This window comes from Actinomadura harenae, assembly GCF_003696215.1.
Taxonomy (GTDB): Bacteria; Actinomycetota; Actinomycetes; order Streptosporangiales; family Streptosporangiaceae; genus Spirillospora; species Spirillospora harenae.
The window spans coordinates 17,544-32,251 of sequence record NZ_RFFG01000089.1 but is presented as its reverse complement, the minus strand read 5'-3'; the positions used below and the strand labels follow the sequence as shown (position 1 = coordinate 32,251).

The 14,708-nt window shown below is 71.3% G+C and carries 14 protein-coding genes; 10 read left to right on the top strand and 4 right to left on the bottom strand.

Annotated features, from left to right (window positions below; all coding sequences use genetic code 11):
• Positions 1-35: 35 nt before the first annotated feature.
• A complete protein-coding gene (locus EBO15_RS33515; RefSeq protein ID WP_122198494.1) occupies positions 36-869 on the bottom strand; it encodes an enoyl-CoA hydratase/isomerase family protein in 834 nt (277 codons plus the stop codon).
• Between the two features lie 4 nt (positions 870-873).
• Positions 874-1,776, bottom strand: coding sequence for an SDR family oxidoreductase (locus EBO15_RS33510; protein ID WP_122198493.1), 903 nt, complete (start codon positions 1,774-1,776; stop codon positions 874-876).
• Positions 1,777-2,064: 288 nt separating this feature from the next.
• Between EBO15_RS33510 and EBO15_RS33505 the strand changes: the two genes are divergently transcribed.
• Entirely contained in the window at positions 2,065-3,156 is a 1,092-nt protein-coding gene (locus tag EBO15_RS33505) for an NAD(P)H-dependent amine dehydrogenase family protein (protein WP_122198492.1), read from the top strand.
• Positions 3,157-3,182: 26 nt separating this feature from the next.
• Here EBO15_RS33505 and EBO15_RS33500 read toward each other — a convergent pair whose 3' ends face one another.
• Entirely contained in the window at positions 3,183-3,851 is a 669-nt protein-coding gene (locus EBO15_RS33500; RefSeq protein WP_122198491.1) for a DedA family protein, read from the bottom strand.
• Positions 3,852-4,006: 155 nt separating this feature from the next.
• On the opposite strand from EBO15_RS33500, the gene EBO15_RS33495 reads away from it, so the two are divergent.
• The 8 genes from EBO15_RS33495 to EBO15_RS33460 all read left to right on the top strand — a co-directional run bounded on the left by EBO15_RS33495 (position 4,007) and on the right by EBO15_RS33460 (position 12,618).
• Positions 4,007-5,026 carry a glutathione S-transferase family protein gene (locus tag EBO15_RS33495; RefSeq protein ID WP_378238967.1) on the top strand — a complete coding sequence of 340 codons (1,020 nt, stop codon included), beginning with the start codon at positions 4,007-4,009 and terminating at the stop codon, positions 5,024-5,026.
• A gap of 150 nt (positions 5,027-5,176) precedes the next feature.
• Positions 5,177-5,848 carry an AIM24 family protein gene (locus EBO15_RS33490; RefSeq protein WP_122198490.1) on the top strand — a complete coding sequence of 224 codons (672 nt, stop codon included), beginning with the start codon at positions 5,177-5,179 and terminating at the stop codon, positions 5,846-5,848.
• 294 nt (positions 5,849-6,142) lie between these two features.
• On the top strand, positions 6,143-9,808 hold the full coding sequence (locus tag EBO15_RS33485) for a multifunctional oxoglutarate decarboxylase/oxoglutarate dehydrogenase thiamine pyrophosphate-binding subunit/dihydrolipoyllysine-residue succinyltransferase subunit (RefSeq protein WP_122198489.1): 3,666 nt from the start codon (positions 6,143-6,145) through the stop codon (positions 9,806-9,808).
• Between the two features lie 73 nt (positions 9,809-9,881).
• Positions 9,882-10,067 carry a DUF6104 family protein gene (locus EBO15_RS33480; RefSeq protein WP_122198488.1) on the top strand — a complete coding sequence of 62 codons (186 nt, stop codon included), beginning with the start codon at positions 9,882-9,884 and terminating at the stop codon, positions 10,065-10,067.
• An 85-nt stretch (positions 10,068-10,152) separates the two neighbouring features.
• Complete coding sequence (locus tag EBO15_RS33475; protein ID WP_122198487.1) at positions 10,153-10,959, top strand: DUF4097 family beta strand repeat-containing protein; 807 nt, start codon at positions 10,153-10,155, stop codon at positions 10,957-10,959.
• A 10-nt stretch (positions 10,960-10,969) separates the two neighbouring features.
• Positions 10,970-11,746, top strand: coding sequence for a PadR family transcriptional regulator (locus EBO15_RS33470; protein WP_122198486.1), 777 nt, complete (start codon positions 10,970-10,972; stop codon positions 11,744-11,746).
• Between the two features lie 165 nt (positions 11,747-11,911).
• On the top strand, positions 11,912-12,286 hold the full coding sequence (locus EBO15_RS33465) for a type II toxin-antitoxin system RelE/ParE family toxin (protein WP_122198485.1): 375 nt from the start codon (positions 11,912-11,914) through the stop codon (positions 12,284-12,286).
• A complete protein-coding gene (locus EBO15_RS33460) occupies positions 12,283-12,618 on the top strand; it encodes a helix-turn-helix domain-containing protein (protein WP_122198484.1) in 336 nt (111 codons plus the stop codon). Before EBO15_RS33465 ends, EBO15_RS33460 begins: the two co-directional genes overlap by 4 nt.
• Positions 12,619-12,712: 94 nt before the next feature.
• On the opposite strand, the gene EBO15_RS33455 is transcribed toward EBO15_RS33460, so the two are convergent.
• The gene (locus tag EBO15_RS33455) at positions 12,713-13,525 is read right to left on the bottom strand and encodes an alpha/beta hydrolase (protein WP_122198483.1); all 813 of its coding nucleotides are present in this window, start codon (positions 13,523-13,525) and stop codon (positions 12,713-12,715) included.
• Between the two features lie 67 nt (positions 13,526-13,592).
• Between EBO15_RS33455 and EBO15_RS33450 the strand changes: the two genes are divergently transcribed.
• Positions 13,593-14,696, top strand: coding sequence for a methyltransferase (locus EBO15_RS33450; RefSeq protein WP_122198482.1), 1,104 nt, complete (start codon positions 13,593-13,595; stop codon positions 14,694-14,696).
• The last annotated feature ends 12 nt before the right edge of the window (positions 14,697-14,708 follow it).

Sequence of the window (14,708 nt, the reverse complement as noted above, 5' to 3'; positions counted from 1 at the left end):
CCGGTGCCTGGCGCACCGGCCCTTCTCGCTTCGGCTCACCGGTTCCCGAACTCCGGCGGACGCCTCTCCATCGCGGCCGTCATGCCCTCCACCAGGTCCCCGGTGAAGAAGGCCAGCGTCTGGACGCCGACCTCCGCCTGGAGGTGCCGCCGCAGGCCGGGCGTGTCGAGCGAGGCGTTCAGCAGCTCCTTCGTCCGGCGCAGGCCGTACGGGGACTTGGCCAGCAGCCGGTCGGCCAGCGCGTGCGCCCCGGCCAGGTCCTCGCCCTCGGCCGCGCGCCGGTTGACCAGGCCGAGCACGTCCGCGGCGTCCAGGTCGAGGCGTTCGGCGAGGTAGGACAGCTCGGCGGCCTTCGCCGGGCCGACCAGGCGCGGCAGCAGCCAGGACAGCCCGCAGTCGCCCGCGGACAGGCCGAGGTCGGTGAACGGCAGGACGAACCGCGTCGTCGGGTCGGCGACGCGCAGGTCGCAGGCGAGCGCCCAGGACACGCCCATGCCCGCCACCGGCCCGTGCAGGGCCGCGATCACCGGCTGCGGGATCTCGCGCAGCCGCGCGGTGACCTCGGCGCCGCGCGCGATGCCGCGGTAGAGCCGCTGGACGCGTCCCTCCCGAGGCGCCCCGCCCTGGTCACCGCCCTGGTCACCGCCCTGGTCACCGCCCGCGGCGCCGCCCTGGAGGTCCATGCCGGAGCAGAACCCGCGGCCGTCGCCGGTGAGGACGACGACCCGGGTCTCCTCGTCCGCCATGAGCCCGTTGAGGACGTCCAGCATCTCCTCGGTCAGCTCGGCGGTGACCGCGTTCAGCCGCTCGGGGCGGGACAGGGCGACGGTGAGCACCCCGTCCCGCCGGTCGAGCCTCAGCGAGGCCATCGGCTCAGGAGGACAGCTGCTGGATCAGCGGCCCCATCTGCTCACCGACGTTGCGCGGGACGGTGAACGGCTCGGCCGCGTTGATCGCCGCCCAGTTGTCCCGGACGGACTCGACGGTCATGGCGTCCGAGGTGCCCCAGCCCGCGCCCTCGGCGACGAGGATCTTGGCGATCCGGCCGCCGCCGACGGTGTAGACCTCGCCCGAGTCCGGGTTCGACTCGTGCGCGAGGTAGGCGACGAGCGGGGTGACCCGGTCGACGCCGAGCTGCTCGGCGAAGTCGGCGGGGAGCAGGTCCTCGGTCATCCGGGTCCACGCGACCGGGGCGATCGCGTTGGCCTTGATGTCGTACTTGGCGCCCTCGTGCGCGAGCGTCTTGGTGAAGCCGACCAGGCCCATCTTGGCGGTGGAGTAGTTCGCCTGGCCGAAGTTGCCGAACAGGCCCGCCGGGGACGAGGTGTTGACGATCCGGCCGTGGCCGTTCTCGCGCAGGTGCGGCCACGCGGCCTTGGTGACCAGGAACGAGCCGCGCAGGTGGACGGCGATGACCGCGTCCCACTCCTCGACGGTCATGTTCTTGAACGACCGGTCGCGCAGGATGCCCGCGTTGTTGACGACGATGTCGAGCTTGCCGAAGGTGTCGACGGCCGCCCGGACGATGCCCTCGGCGCCCTCGGGCGTCGCGACGTTGTCGGGGCTCGCGACGGCCTCGCCGCCGTTCTTGGTGATCTCGTCCACGACCTCCTGCGCCGGGCCCGCGGACGCGCCCGAGCCCGAGCGGTCCCCGCCCAGGTCGTTGACGACGACCTTCGCGCCGCGCGCGGCCAGCTCCAGCGCGTGCTGCCGGCCCAGCCCGTGCCCGGCGCCCGTCACGATCGCGACGCGCCCGTCATAGCGCAGTTCCGTCATCGGTTCTCCTCACCTCGCGGCGGCTGCTGCCCCCAGGAAATCACCCGGGGCGGTTACTGAATACCACTCGACCGAATCCCGCTCGGATTCGGGGGGTGGCCCCCCTCACGCCCCGCCCCCGCCCCGGAAGCGCGCCGGAGACGCCCCGGGAGCGCCCTGCCTGTGACTCCGCTGGGAATTCTCACCAACCACCCCACGTCACAAGGCATCCCGCGTAGTCTCCTCAGCTTCGGATCTCCGGCGTACCACCCCGAACCACTCCCTACCCGGCGAGTACGGAGGACAGGCATGACCGACGTTTCCGGCGACCGTCCGCTCCGCGTCATCCAGTGGGCGACGGGCGCGCTCGGGCGCAGCGCCATCCGGGCCGTGCTGGAGCGCCCGGACCTGGAGCTCGCCGGGGTGCGGGTCTTCGACCCCGCCAAGGACGGCATCGACGCGGGCACCCTCGCCGGACGCCCCGAGACCGGGGTGGGCGCCACCCTGTCCACCGAGGCCCTCCTCGACCTGGACGCCGACTGCGTCGTCTACGCCCCGGCCCCCGGCGGCGCGCCCTTCGCCGACCTGGACACCGTCCACGCCCTGCTGGCCTCGGGGAAGAACGTCGTCGCGACGACCGGCTACGTCTACCCGCACGCGCACGGGCCCGGCCTCGTGGACGCCCTGGAGGACTCGTGCGCGCGCGGCGGGTCGTCCCTGCACGGCTGCGGCGTCAACCCCGGCTTCATGTCGGACCTCGTGCCGCTGGTGCTGTCCCGGCTGTCCCGGCAGATCACGCACGTGTTCGCCCGCGAGTGCTCCGACTTCTCCGGGCACCCGTCCCCGCGCATGCTGCGCGACCTGGTCGGCCTCGGCCGGGACGAGGAGGAGTTCGGCGCGTTCCTGCGCCGCGCCCGCCCGGCCATGCGCACCCACTTCGGCGAGAGCCTGCACCTGGTCGCCGCCGGGCTCGGCCTCGCCCCGCCCGAGGTGGACACCGACGTCGCCTACCGGGTCGCCGCCCAGGACGTCGACGTCGCCACCGGGACGATCCGCGCGGGCACGGTCGCGGCCGTCCGCTGGACGTTCAGCGCGATGGTCGGCGGACGCCCCGTCATCGGCCTGGAGACCGTCTACAAGGCGGGCCCGGCCGTCGCGCCCGAATGGGGACGGCCCGGCTACTCGGTGCGGGTCGAGGGCCGCCCGTCGATCACCCTCACGACCGGCGAGGACTGGGTCACCAACGGCATCGCCGCCGCGGCCGCGCACGCCGTGAACGCCGTCCCGGTCGTCTGCGCCGCGCCGCCCGGCGTCCGCACCTTCCTGGACCTGCCGCCGGTCCTCGGCCGCGCCTCCGTCCACCACATGGCCGACCTGCGCCCCGAGGACGTCCACCCCTGAGCGGAGGTCCCCGCTCAGGCCCGCCGTCAGCCCTGGACGGCCTGCTCCGACTCGTGCTCGTGCTCGAGGCGGGCCGCGGTCTCCTCGGCGTCCTCGCGCTTCTTCTTGCGGAAGTGCCAGACGACCAGGGCGACGACCGCGATCACCGCGACACCGACCGCCAGGCCCTGCCCGGCGAGCTTGGCCACGTGCTCGAACGCGTTCCCGGCGAAGTAGCCGCCGAGGGTGAAGGTGACCACCCAGACGACGCCGCCGATGAAGTTGAACAGCAGGAACTTCGGATAGGGCATCCTCGAGCAGCCGACGAGCGCGGGCATCAGCGCGCGCAGCAGCGCGGTGAAGCGGCCGATGATCACCGCGAGCCCGCCCCGCCTGCGGATCATCTCCTGCGTCTTGGCGACCTTGCTCTCGTGCCGCACCATGACCCGGGTCGTGAGCAGCCGGGGCCCGAGTTTGCGTCCGATCTCGTAGCCGACCGAGTCGCCGGTCACCGCCGCGACGACCGCGACCACCAGCAGCACCGGCAGCGACAGCTTGTGCTGGCTGGCCAGGATGCCGCCGACCACGATCGCGGTCTCGCCCGGCAGGACGAAGCCGAAGAACAGCGCCGCCTCGGCGAACACCAGCGCCGCGATCACCAGATAGATGAGCGCGGGCGGCAGGCCGTCCACCAACGCGTTGAAGTTCTCGAGCATCCCGTCCCCCGCGGCAGGCGCACCGCGCGGTTCGCGGTGCGTTCCCGCGCCATGCTAGTCAGCGCCCGGGTCCCCCCGGATCCCCCTGAAGTCGCAGGGAAGACCCTACTTTGGAGGGGTCCGCGGAAATTCCGCCCACGGAAAGGATCACGGACATGAGCGCGCGGGAGAAGTCCGGAGACACGTCCGGAAACAGGATCACCGAAAAGATCACCGGGAATGCGCCGGACGGCGCCGTCCAGATGACGTCGGACGTTCCCAAGGAGATGAAGGCCGGACGGTTCGTCCGGCAGCCGAACCGGTTCACCGGGCGGATCACCGCCGACGGGCCGGGCCCGTATCCCGCCGAGGCCGGGCGGTACCGGCTCCTGGTGTCGTACGCCTGCCCGTGGGCGCACCGGAGCATGATCGTCCGCCGTCTGCTGGGCCTGGAGGACGTGATCACGCTCGGCGTGGTCGACCCCCTCCGGGACGAGCGCGGCTGGCGCTTCCCCGAGCCCGACCCGGTGACCGGCGCGTCCTTCCTCTCCGAGCTGTACCTGGCCACCGACCCCGGGTTCACGGGCAAGCGGTACACCGTCCCCTGCGTCTGGGACACCACGACCGGACGCCTGGTCACCAATGACTTCCCGAACATCACGACCATGTTCGAGACCGAGTTCGGCGCCTTCCACGGGCCGGACGCCCCGGACCTCTACCCGGAGAAGCTGCGCCCGGAGATCGACGAGCTGAACGAGGTCGTCTACACGGACGTCAACAACGGCGTCTACAAGGCCGGGCTCGCCACGCAGCAGGACGCCTATGAAGAGGCCGTGGACGCCCTGTTCACGACCCTCGACGGCCTCGAGGAGCGCCTGGCCGACCGGCGGTACCTCGTCGGGAACCGCCTGACCGAGGCGGACGTCCGGCTCTACCCGACCCTCGCCCGCTTCGACGCGGTCTACCACGGCCACTTCAAGTGCGACCTGCGGCGACTGATCGACTACCCGAACCTGTGGGGCTACGCCCGGGACCTCTACTCCCGGCCCGCGTTCGGCGGGACGACGGACTTCGATCAGATCAAGCGGCACTACTACATGACGCACAAGTTCATAAATCCGTCCGGTATCGTCCCGAAAGGCCCGGTACTCGACTGGATGGCACCACACGACCGCGCCCGCCTCGGCCCCGCCTGAGCGGTTCACCCGATTTCGCTTAAACATCTGCGTAATCGTTAGAAGATACATTCAGGTACCGTTCAGGTTGAATCACTACCTTGGCTGGCTTTCCGGGACGCACCCCGCGCGTCGGCCACCGAACAGGCCCCGAAAGGTCTCCCTCAGAAAATGCGCAGCTCCTTCTTCAACAACATGGACCAGGGCGAGCCCCTCCCCGGCCACTTCGCGCTCCAGAACGGCAAGATGCTCCGCGTCCACCTCAACGGGGACGTCGTGGCACGGCAGGGCGCGATGGTCGCCTTCCAGGGCCAGATGGACTTCGAGTACCAGGGCGCGGGCGGCGTCGGGAAGTTCCTCAAGAAGGCGCTCACCGGCGAGGGCGCGCCGCTCATGCGCGCGAAGGGGCAGGGCCTGCTGTTCCTGGCGCACAACGCCGAGGACATCCACCTCTTCTACCTGGAGAACGAGCAGATCACGGTGAACGGGGCCAACATCCTGGCCTACGACGCCCACCTCCAGACCGACATCAAGCGCGTCCAGGGCGCGGGCATGATGTCCGGCGGCCTGTTCAACACCACCATCGGCGGCACCGGCTGGGTCGCGGTCCACACCCACGGCGCCCCGGTCATGCTGGACGCCGGGCGGGCCCCGACGTTCGCCGACGGCGACGCGGCCGTGGCCTGGAGCACCAGCCTCCAGATCGGCGTCAACCGCACCATGAAGGTCGGCGCGCTGATCGGCCGGGGCAGCGGCGAGGCCATGCAGCTGGCCTTCCAGGGCCAGGGCTTCGTGCTCGTCCAGTCGAGCGAGGGCCCGACCGTCCCCGAGCACACCCACTGACCGGACACCGACCGGACACCGGCCGCACGGACGGCCGACCGGCCGGTCGCATCGGCCGTCCGGCCACATCGGCCGGGCGCCGTTCCGGTGAGACCGTCACCACACCCGCGACCCACTCGGTCGCGGGTGTGGCGTACATCGCCGATTCAACCCCCGAGAATTGGGCAAAATCTACTGTTTTGGGCCGTGACGGCCGGGGGTAGGCGGGCGCTGGCATGGCGGGGGCCCAAGTGCGAGTAGCCTTGACTCGTCTCAGAACTCACCTGCGAGCTGCGGAAGAGGGCGATCTCCGCCGTGTCGACAGAGTCAGCGCAATCCAGTGCCGACCCCAAGACCACTGACTTCGGTGCCAACGAATGGCTGGTCGACGAGCTGTACCAGAAGTACCTCGAAGACCCCAACTCCGTTGACGAGGCCTGGTGGAATTTCTTCGCGGACTACCAGCCGGGCTCCCGGCCGGCCGCGACACCCCCGGTGACCACGGCCCCGGCGGCCGCCGGCGCGCCTTCCGCGCCGCCGACGACGGCCCCCGCGCCGAAGGCCCCGGCAGGCGCTGACGCCAAGAAGGCCAAGCCCGCCGGCCCGCCCGTCCCCGCGGGCGAGCAGGAGAAGCTGCGCGGAGTGGCGGCGCGCACGGCGCAGAACATGGACCTGAGCCTGTCGGTTCCGACGGCCACGTCCGTGCGCGCGGTGCCCGCCAAGCTGTTGATCGACAACCGCATCGTCATCAACAACCACCTCAAGCGCGGCCGCGGCGGCAAGGTCTCGTTCACCCACCTCATCGGGTTCGCCATCGTCAAGGCGATGGGCGCGATGCCGGAGATGAACCACGCCTACGCCGAGGTCGACGGCAAGCCGACGCTGATCAAGCCGGAGCACGTGAACTTCGGCCTGGCGATCGACCTGCGGAAGCCGGACGGCTCCCGGCAGCTGGTCGTCCCGTCGGTCAAGGCCGCCGAGACCCTCGACTTCCGCCAGTTCTGGGCGGCCTACGAGGAGATCGTCCGCAAGGCGCGCGGCAACAAGCTGACGCTGGACGACTTCCAGGGCACCACGATCTCGCTGACCAACCCGGGCACCATCGGCACGGTCCACTCCGTGCCGCGGCTGATGCCCGGCCAGGGCACGATCATCGGTGTCGGGGCCATGGAGTACCCGGCCGAGTTCTCCGGCGCGTCCGAGGAGACCCTCGCGCGCATGGGGATCAGCAAGGTCATGACCCTGACCTCGACGTACGACCACCGGATCATCCAGGGCGCCCAGTCGGGCGACTTCCTGCGCCGGATCAACCAGCTGCTCCTCGGCGAGGACGGCTTCTACGACGAGATCTTCGCCGCGCTGCGCATCCCGTACGAGCCGGTGCGCTGGGTGAAGGACATCTCGGCCACGCACGAGGACGACGTGGCCAAGGTCGCGCGCGTCCACGAGCTGATCCACGCCTACCGGGTCCGCGGCCACCTGATGGCCGACACCGACCCGCTGGAGTACCACCAGCGCCGCCACCCCGACCTCGACATCCTCCAGCACGGCCTCACCCTGTGGGACCTGGAGCGCGAGTTCGCGACCGGCGGGTTCGGCGGCAAGCCGACCATGAAGCTGCGCGACATCCTCGGCGTCCTGCGCATGGCCTACTGCCGGACGATCGGCATCGAGTACATGCACATCCAGGACCCCGAGGAGCGCGCCTGGATCCAGGCCCGCGTCGAGGTCCCGCACGACAAGCCGAACCGCGAGGAGCAGCTGCACATCCTGCGGCGGCTGAACAGCGCCGAGGCGTTCGAGACGTTCCTGCAGACCAAGTACGTCGGGCAGAAGCGGTTCTCGCTCGAGGGCGGCGAGTCGCTGATCCCGCTGCTCGACGCGGTCATCTCCGCCGCCGCGACCGACTCGCTGGACGAGGTCGTCGTCGGCATGGCCCACCGCGGCCGGCTGAACGTCCTCGCCAACATCATCGGCAAGTCCTACGGGCAGATCTTCGGTGAGTTCGAGGGCAACCTCGACCCGCGGTCGGCGCAGGGCTCCGGCGACGTCAAGTACCACCTGGGCGCGCAGGGCGACTTCACCGGCGCCGACGGCTCCACCATCCACACCGAGCTGGTCGCCAACCCGTCCCACCTGGAGACGGTCGACCCGGTGCTGGAGGGCGTCGTCCGCGCCAAGCAGGACCTGCTGGACGTCGGCGAGGCCGGCTTCACGATCCTGCCGATCCTCATCCACGGCGACGCCGCGTTCGCCGGGCAGGGCGTGGTCGCCGAGACCCTGAACCTGTCCCAGCTGCGCGGGTACCGCACCGGCGGCACCGTGCACGTGGTGGTCAACAACCAGGTCGGCTTCACCACCGCGCCGGAGTACTCGCGGTCCAGCGTGTACGCCACCGACGTGGCCCGGATGATCCAGGCGCCGATCTTCCACGTGAACGGCGACGACCCCGAGGCGTGCGCCCGGGTGGCGGGACTCGCGTTCGAGTACCGCCAGACGTTCAAGAAGGACGTCGTCATCGACATGATCTGCTACCGGCGCCGGGGCCACAACGAGTCGGACAACCCCTCGTTCACCCAGCCGCTGATGTACGACCTGATCGACGCCAAGCGGTCGGTGCGCAAGCTCTACACCGAGGCGCTGATCGGCCGTGGCGACATCACGGTCGAGGAGGCCGAGGCCGCGCTGCGCGACTACCAGGAGCAGCTGGAGCGCGCGTTCACCGAGACCCGCGAGGCGGCCAAGAAGCCGCTGGAGCCGGGCGCGGTCGTCAAGCCGGACGTCGAGGAGATCATCCCGATCGACCACGCCGCCGCCGGTTCGGCGATCAGCCCCGAGACGGTCAAGCGGCTGATCCAGTCGCAGGTGAGCCTGCCGGACGGCTTCTCGGTGCACCCGCGCCTCCAGCCGATCCTCCAGCGCCGCGTCCAGGCCGTCGACGACAACGCGTTCGACTGGGCGACCGGCGAGCTGATGGCCTTCGGGTCCCTGCTCATCGACGGCCACCCGGTCCGCCTCGTCGGCCAGGACTCCCGCCGCGGCACCTTCGGGCAGCGGCACGCCGTGCTGGTCGACCGCAAGACCGGCGAGGAGTACACGCCGCTCAAGCAGTTCGGCCAGGGCACCTCGAAGTTCTACGCGCACGACTCGCTGCTCAGCGAGTACGCGGCCATGGGCTTCGAGTACGGCTACTCCATGACCCGCCCGAACGCGCTCGTCGCGTGGGAGGCCCAGTTCGGCGACTTCGCCAACGGCGCCCAGTCGGTCGTGGACGAGTACATCTCGTCCGGCGAGCAGAAGTGGGGACAGCGGTCCGCCGTCGTCCTGCTGCTGCCGCACGGCTACGAGGGCCAGGGGCCGGACCACTCGTCCGCGCGCATCGAGCGCTACCTGCAGATGTGCGCGCAGGACAACATGACGGTCGCCTACCCGACGACCCCGGCGAACTACTTCCACCTGCTGCGCTGGCAGGTGCTGTCCGGCCGGGGCAAGCCGCTCATCGTGTTCACGCCGAAGTCGCTGCTGCGGCTGAAGGCCGCGACGTCCGCGGTCAGCGACGTCACCGAGGGCGCGTTCCAGCCGGTCATCCCGGAGGTCAACGCCGGGATCGACCCGAAGGGCGTCAAGCGGGTCCTGCTCACCACGGGCAAGATCTACTACGACGTGGCGGCGCAGCGCGACAAGCTGGGCCGCACCGACACCGCGGTGGTCCGGGTCGAGCGCCTGTACCCGGCCCCGGCCGAGGAGATCAAGGCCGAGCTGGCCAAGTACCCGGCGGGCGTCGAGGTCGTCTGGGTGCAGGACGAGCCCGCGAACATGGGCGCCTGGCCGTTCATGGCGCTGAAGCTGCCCCACCTGATCGACGGGCTGACGATGACCCGGGTGTCGCGCCCGGCGTCGTCCTCCCCGGCGGTCGGTTCGGCCAAGCTGCACCAGGCCGAGCAGGAGGCGCTGCTCGGCCGGCTGTTCGGCGACAAGTAGCGAGACGACGGCACGACGAGGGGGTCCCGGCGCGGGTGCGCCGGGACCCCCTCCCGTGTCGGGACGGAGGATCATGTACTTCACCGATCGGGGCATCGAGGAGCTGGCGGAGCGGCGCGGCGAGGAGTCGGTGAGCTTCCACTGGCTGGCCGAGCGGCTGCGCGAGTTCGTGGACCTGAACCCCGAGTTCGAGACGCCCGTCGAGCGCCTGGCCACCTGGATGGCCCGGCTCGATGACGACGACGACCTCGACGACTGAAAACGCGATACATCTTGACTTCCCGCTGACGCGACATATCGTGTTGTCCCGTAGGGTGGGCACCCGGACGGAGGGTTGAGGCGCGATGTCGCGGTGGACGATCGGCGAACCGGCCACGCTGGAGTTCGACGGGGTGGTGGCGCTGCGCGTCACCCTGATCGCGGGGAGCGTCTCGGTGGTCGCCGGGAGCGGGCGCCCCTCGGTGCACGTGTCCGGCGTCGAGGGACCGCCGCTGCAGATCGCGCACGAGGCCGGGATGCTCGCGATCACGCACGAGAAGCTGGTCGAGGGCGTGCTGAGCTGGCTGCGGACGCAGAAGGCGAGCGCGGTCGTCACCGTGACCGTCCCGCCGGACTGCCCGGTCAGCCTCAACCTGGTCTCCGCCGAGTCCGTCGTCACCGGCGTCACGGCCAAGACGACCGTGCGGACCGCCACCGGCGGCGTGACACTTCACGACGTGATCGGCGGCGTCGAGGTCAACACGGTCTCCGGCGACGTCGAGGCGCAGGGCCTGGACGGCCGGGTCGTGTTCGTCTCGGCGTCCGGCGAGCTGGCCCTCGCGGGCGGCTCGGTCGACCGGCTGTCCGCGCGCTCGATCAGCGGCCGGATCTCCATCGACGCGGACCTGCCCGGCGAGGGCCGGGCCGAGATCCAGACCGTCACGGCCGACGTGGCCGTCCGGCTGCCCGAGCACGCCTCGACCCGGGTCCAGCTCAGCTCCGGCACCGGCCGCGTCGAGGCGGCCTTCCCGGAACTCGCCCGGCAGGACCGCGCGATCGCGCGGACGCTGTCGGGGACACTGGGCGACGGGTCCGCGAACCTCACCGTGAACACCATCTCCGGCACCGTGACGCTGCTGTCCCGGCCGGCGCACGACGCGCTGGAAGACTGAAGGAGTCGACTTGAGCCCCGTCTTCGGCCATGGCCGCCTTCGGCTGTACCTGCTGAAGCTGCTGGAGGAGTCCCCGCGGCACGGCTACGAGGTGATCCGGCTGCTCCAGGACCGCTTCCTCGGGGTGTACTCGCCGTCCCCCGGCACGATCTACCCGCGCCTGGCCCGCCTCGAGTCCGAGGGCCTGGTCAGCCACGAGGTCGTCAAGGGCAAGAAGGTCTACTCCCTCACCGACAAGGGCCGCGACGAGCTGGAGCGGCGGATGGACGAGCTGGCCGAGCTCGAGGAGGAGATCACCGCGTCCGCGCAGGAGTTCGCCCGCGAGGTGCAGCAGGACGTCCGGCAGACCGTCCGGTCGCTGCGCGAGGAGCTGACCGCGGCGGCCCGCACGATGCGCGACTCGGCGGGCACCACGCCCAAGGAGGCGTGGAAGGAGGGCACCCGTCAGCAGAAGGACGAGTGGCGCCGCCAGAAGGAGCACTGGAAAGAGGCCACCGGCCGCCAGAAGGACGAGTGGAAGCGCCAGAAGGAGTACTGGCGCGAGCAGAAGGAGGCCTGGAAGGAGGAGTGGCGTCTCAACTGGGAGGACGCGTGGCGCAACGTCACCGGCTCCCGCGACGACGTCGCCCGCCTCAAGCTCGAACGCCTGATGCGCCGCTTCGTCGAGGACGTCCGCCGCGACGCCCAGGAGGCCACCCTGGCCGACATCGACCTCGAAGCCACCGAAGCCCTCCTGGCCGAAACCCGAACCCGCCTCCGCACCCAGCACTTCCACCAGAACTCCTGACCCACCCGCCGCTACCGAGCCCCCGCAGCCCCGGGTTCCGGGGGCCACCTCCTCAGCAGCCGAGCACCGCGCTCAGCACTTCCATGACGCAACGCGTTCGCATCATCACTCGAGTATGGCGGAACACCTGCGCCCGAAGTATAGTTATTCCTAAACTCGCGGCCCATGGAGGAGTGGGAGATCAGGGTCACGACAGAATGGCGCCACTGGTTCGACGGCCAGGACGAACCGACCCGGCAGCAGATCATCTGGTCCCTCGACCGGCTGGCCGAGGACGGGCCCGGCCTGGGGCGTCCGCTGGTGGACAGGATCGAAGGCTCCCGGATCCATAACCTGAAGGAGTTGCGGCCGGGGTCGGCCGGGAACTCCGCGGTCAGGATCCTGTTCGTCTTCGATCCGTGGCGGGCGGCGATCCTGCTGGTCGGTGGGGACAAGTCGGGCGACTGGAACGCCTGGTACCGGCGGATGATCCCGCGGGCCGAGGAGTTGTTCGAGGGGTACCTCGCGGAGCGCTGGGGCGAGAAGGAGGGGCGGGAGTGACCGGGTTCGAGAAGTGGAGCGACATCCGCGACGAGGCCGTGGCGGCGGCCGGGGGCGAGGAGGCCGTCACGGCGGCGGGAAGGCGGGTCCAGGCGTACATCGACGGGCACCGGCTCGCCGAGCGCCGCAGAACGCTCGAGCTGACCCAGACGGACGTCGCCGAACGCATGGGAGTGACCAAGGGACGCGTCTCGCAGATCGAGCGGGGCGAGGTCGCGACCGTGGAGGCCATCGCCCGCTACGTCCGGGCCCTCGGCGGCGAGTTGCAGGTCAACGCGGTCTTCGGCGATGACGTGTACATCCTCCGTGGCGCCGACCCGAGCGCGGCCTGACACGTGCAGAACCCGCACCGGCCACTTCGGTCGGGAGCCTGACGCCTGGAGAGTGGTGAGCCCCGAAGCCTTGTGGGTCCGGGGCTCTTTGGGGTTAGAAGATGAAGGCTTTCAGGAGGTGGGTGGCGAACTCCTCGGGGCGGGCCGTGGGGCCGTTGTGGGCGCCGGGGAAGGTGGTCAGGGGGCAGCCGATGCGGGTGGCCAGGAGGCGGGCGGGGCGGGCCGGGAGGTTGTCGCCGGTGAGTTCGCCGACGCCCAGGACGAGGCGGTCGGCGAGGGTGCGGAGGGTCGCGACGTCCGGCTGGTGGGACGTGGTGTACGAGCGCAGTTCGTACTCGAGCATGAGGGGCGCGTTGGCGGTCTGGCGTTCCAGCATCGACTGGACGCGTTCGGTCTGTGGCATCTCCCTGGGCTCCATGACGTCGCCGATGGCGGCGGCGAAGCGTCCGAACGCGGCCATCGGGCCGTCGGATTCGAGGAGCGCGTGGACCTCGTCCGTCATGGCGCGGTGGTCGGCGGCGTCCGGGAGGACGGCGAACGCGGGCGGCTCGTGCGCCACCAGCCGCCGGACGGTCTCGGGGTGCCGGGCCAGCAGTTCCATGCCGACGATCGCGCCGACGCTGCCGCCGAAGACCAGGGCGTCGCGGGCGCCGAGGTGCGCCAGCAGCCGGTGGGCGTCGTCGGCGGCGACCTCGACGCGGTGCTCGGCGGGTTCGTCCACGACGCTCCGCGAGTAGCCGCGCGGGTCGAGGGTGACGAAGGTGAACCGGTCGGACAGGGCGTCCGCCAGGCCGTCGTAGACGGCGGCGTCGCCGGGGCCGCCCGGGAGCGCGAGCAGCACCGGGCCGTCCCCGCGGACCTCGTGGTACAGCGTCGCTCCCGGGACTCTGATCGTTCCGCCACGCATCGCCTTCTCCATTCCTAGGATTCCTAGTTTTGAACCTAGAGTACCTAGTTTTCGCTGGCATGCGAGGATGTCCGGCGTGCGTTGGGCTGAGCAGGGGCGGGAACAGGCGGCACGGTGGCTGTGCGAAGGCGGCTGGCCGCCGCCCGAGGACGTCGTCGTGGTCGACGACGAACTGACCGCGGACACGGCGCTGCGCCTGGTCCGGGAGGGCAGTTCGCTGCTGTGGCGCGGGGACTTCCAGAACGCGCGGCAGCTCCTGGACGCGCTCGGACGCCGGGTGCGGCGCGGCGCGAAGACGCCGAAGGGCGACCCGCGCGCCGTGTTCCACGCGTACCGGGACGCCAGGACCCGGGAGGCGAGCCTGCTCGGACGGCTCCTCGTCCCCCTGGACGCCGGGAACGCGGTGCCGCTGCGCCGCGCGCCGGACGTCCGGCAGGCCGTCGGACGCGTGTACGAGCCCGGCGAGCCCTCCGTGATCCCGCTGCGGGAGCTCCTGGGGATCCTCGGCGCCGAGCAGTGGCGTGAGCGGGGCATCGAGGTGCCCGCCGTCGGCGGACGCATCCATCCGCACTACGGCGTGTTCGCGCCCACGCGTCAGGAGTACGTCGACCTCGTCGCGCAGGCTCCACTGCCGTCCAAGGACGTCGCGTTCGACATCGGCACCGGGACGGGCGTGCTCGCGGCCGTCCTCGCCCGGCGGGGCGTCGGACGCGTCGTCGCGACCGACGCCGACCCGCGTGCGCTCGCGTGCGCGCAGGAGAACGTCGAGCGGCTCGGCCTGGACGTCGAGATCGTGCGGGCCGACCTGTTCCCCCGGGGACGCGCCGGCGTCGCCGTGTGCAACCCGCCGTGGCTACCGGGCAAGGCGGCGTCCGGGCTCGACCACGCGGTGTACGACCCGGGCGGGCGCATGCTGCACGGCTACCTGGACCGGCTCCGCGCGCACCTGCTGCCCGGCGGCGAGGGCTGGCTCGTCCTGTCCGACCTGGCCGAGCACCTCGGCCTGCGGACGCGTGAGGAGCTGCTCGCCCGGTTCGACCGCGCGGGACTGCGGGTGGAGGACCGGCTGGACGCCCGGCCCGTCCACCCGCGCGCCGCCGACACCGGCGACCCGCTGCACGCCGCGCGCGCGGCCGAGGTCACCTCGCTCTGGCGGCTCGCCCCCACCTGAGCGGGGCCGCCT

Bases quoted from the DNA above. Each gene is read 5' to 3' on its own strand.
- EBO15_RS33455 (WP_122198483.1), bottom strand. From the start codon at position 13,525: ATGCGTGGCGGAACGATCAGAGTCCCGGGAGCGACGCTGTACCACGAG.
- EBO15_RS33475 (WP_122198487.1), top strand. From the start codon at position 10,153: ATGTCGCGGTGGACGATCGGCGAACCGGCCACGCTGGAGTTCGACGGG.
- EBO15_RS33450 (WP_122198482.1), top strand. From the start codon at position 13,593: ATGTCCGGCGTGCGTTGGGCTGAGCAGGGGCGGGAACAGGCGGCACGG.
- EBO15_RS33515 (WP_122198494.1), bottom strand. From the start codon at position 869: ATGGCCTCGCTGAGGCTCGACCGGCGGGACGGGGTGCTCACCGTCGCC.
- EBO15_RS33505 (WP_122198492.1), top strand. From the start codon at position 2,065: ATGACCGACGTTTCCGGCGACCGTCCGCTCCGCGTCATCCAGTGGGCG.
- EBO15_RS33495 (WP_378238967.1), top strand. From the start codon at position 4,007: ATGAGCGCGCGGGAGAAGTCCGGAGACACGTCCGGAAACAGGATCACC.
- EBO15_RS33480 (WP_122198488.1), top strand. From the start codon at position 9,882: ATGTACTTCACCGATCGGGGCATCGAGGAGCTGGCGGAGCGGCGCGGC.
- EBO15_RS33500 (WP_122198491.1), bottom strand. From the start codon at position 3,851: ATGCTCGAGAACTTCAACGCGTTGGTGGACGGCCTGCCGCCCGCGCTC.
- EBO15_RS33465 (WP_122198485.1), top strand. From the start codon at position 11,912: ATGGAGGAGTGGGAGATCAGGGTCACGACAGAATGGCGCCACTGGTTC.
- EBO15_RS33490 (WP_122198490.1), top strand. From the start codon at position 5,177: ATGCGCAGCTCCTTCTTCAACAACATGGACCAGGGCGAGCCCCTCCCC.
- EBO15_RS33510 (WP_122198493.1), bottom strand. From the start codon at position 1,776: ATGACGGAACTGCGCTATGACGGGCGCGTCGCGATCGTGACGGGCGCC.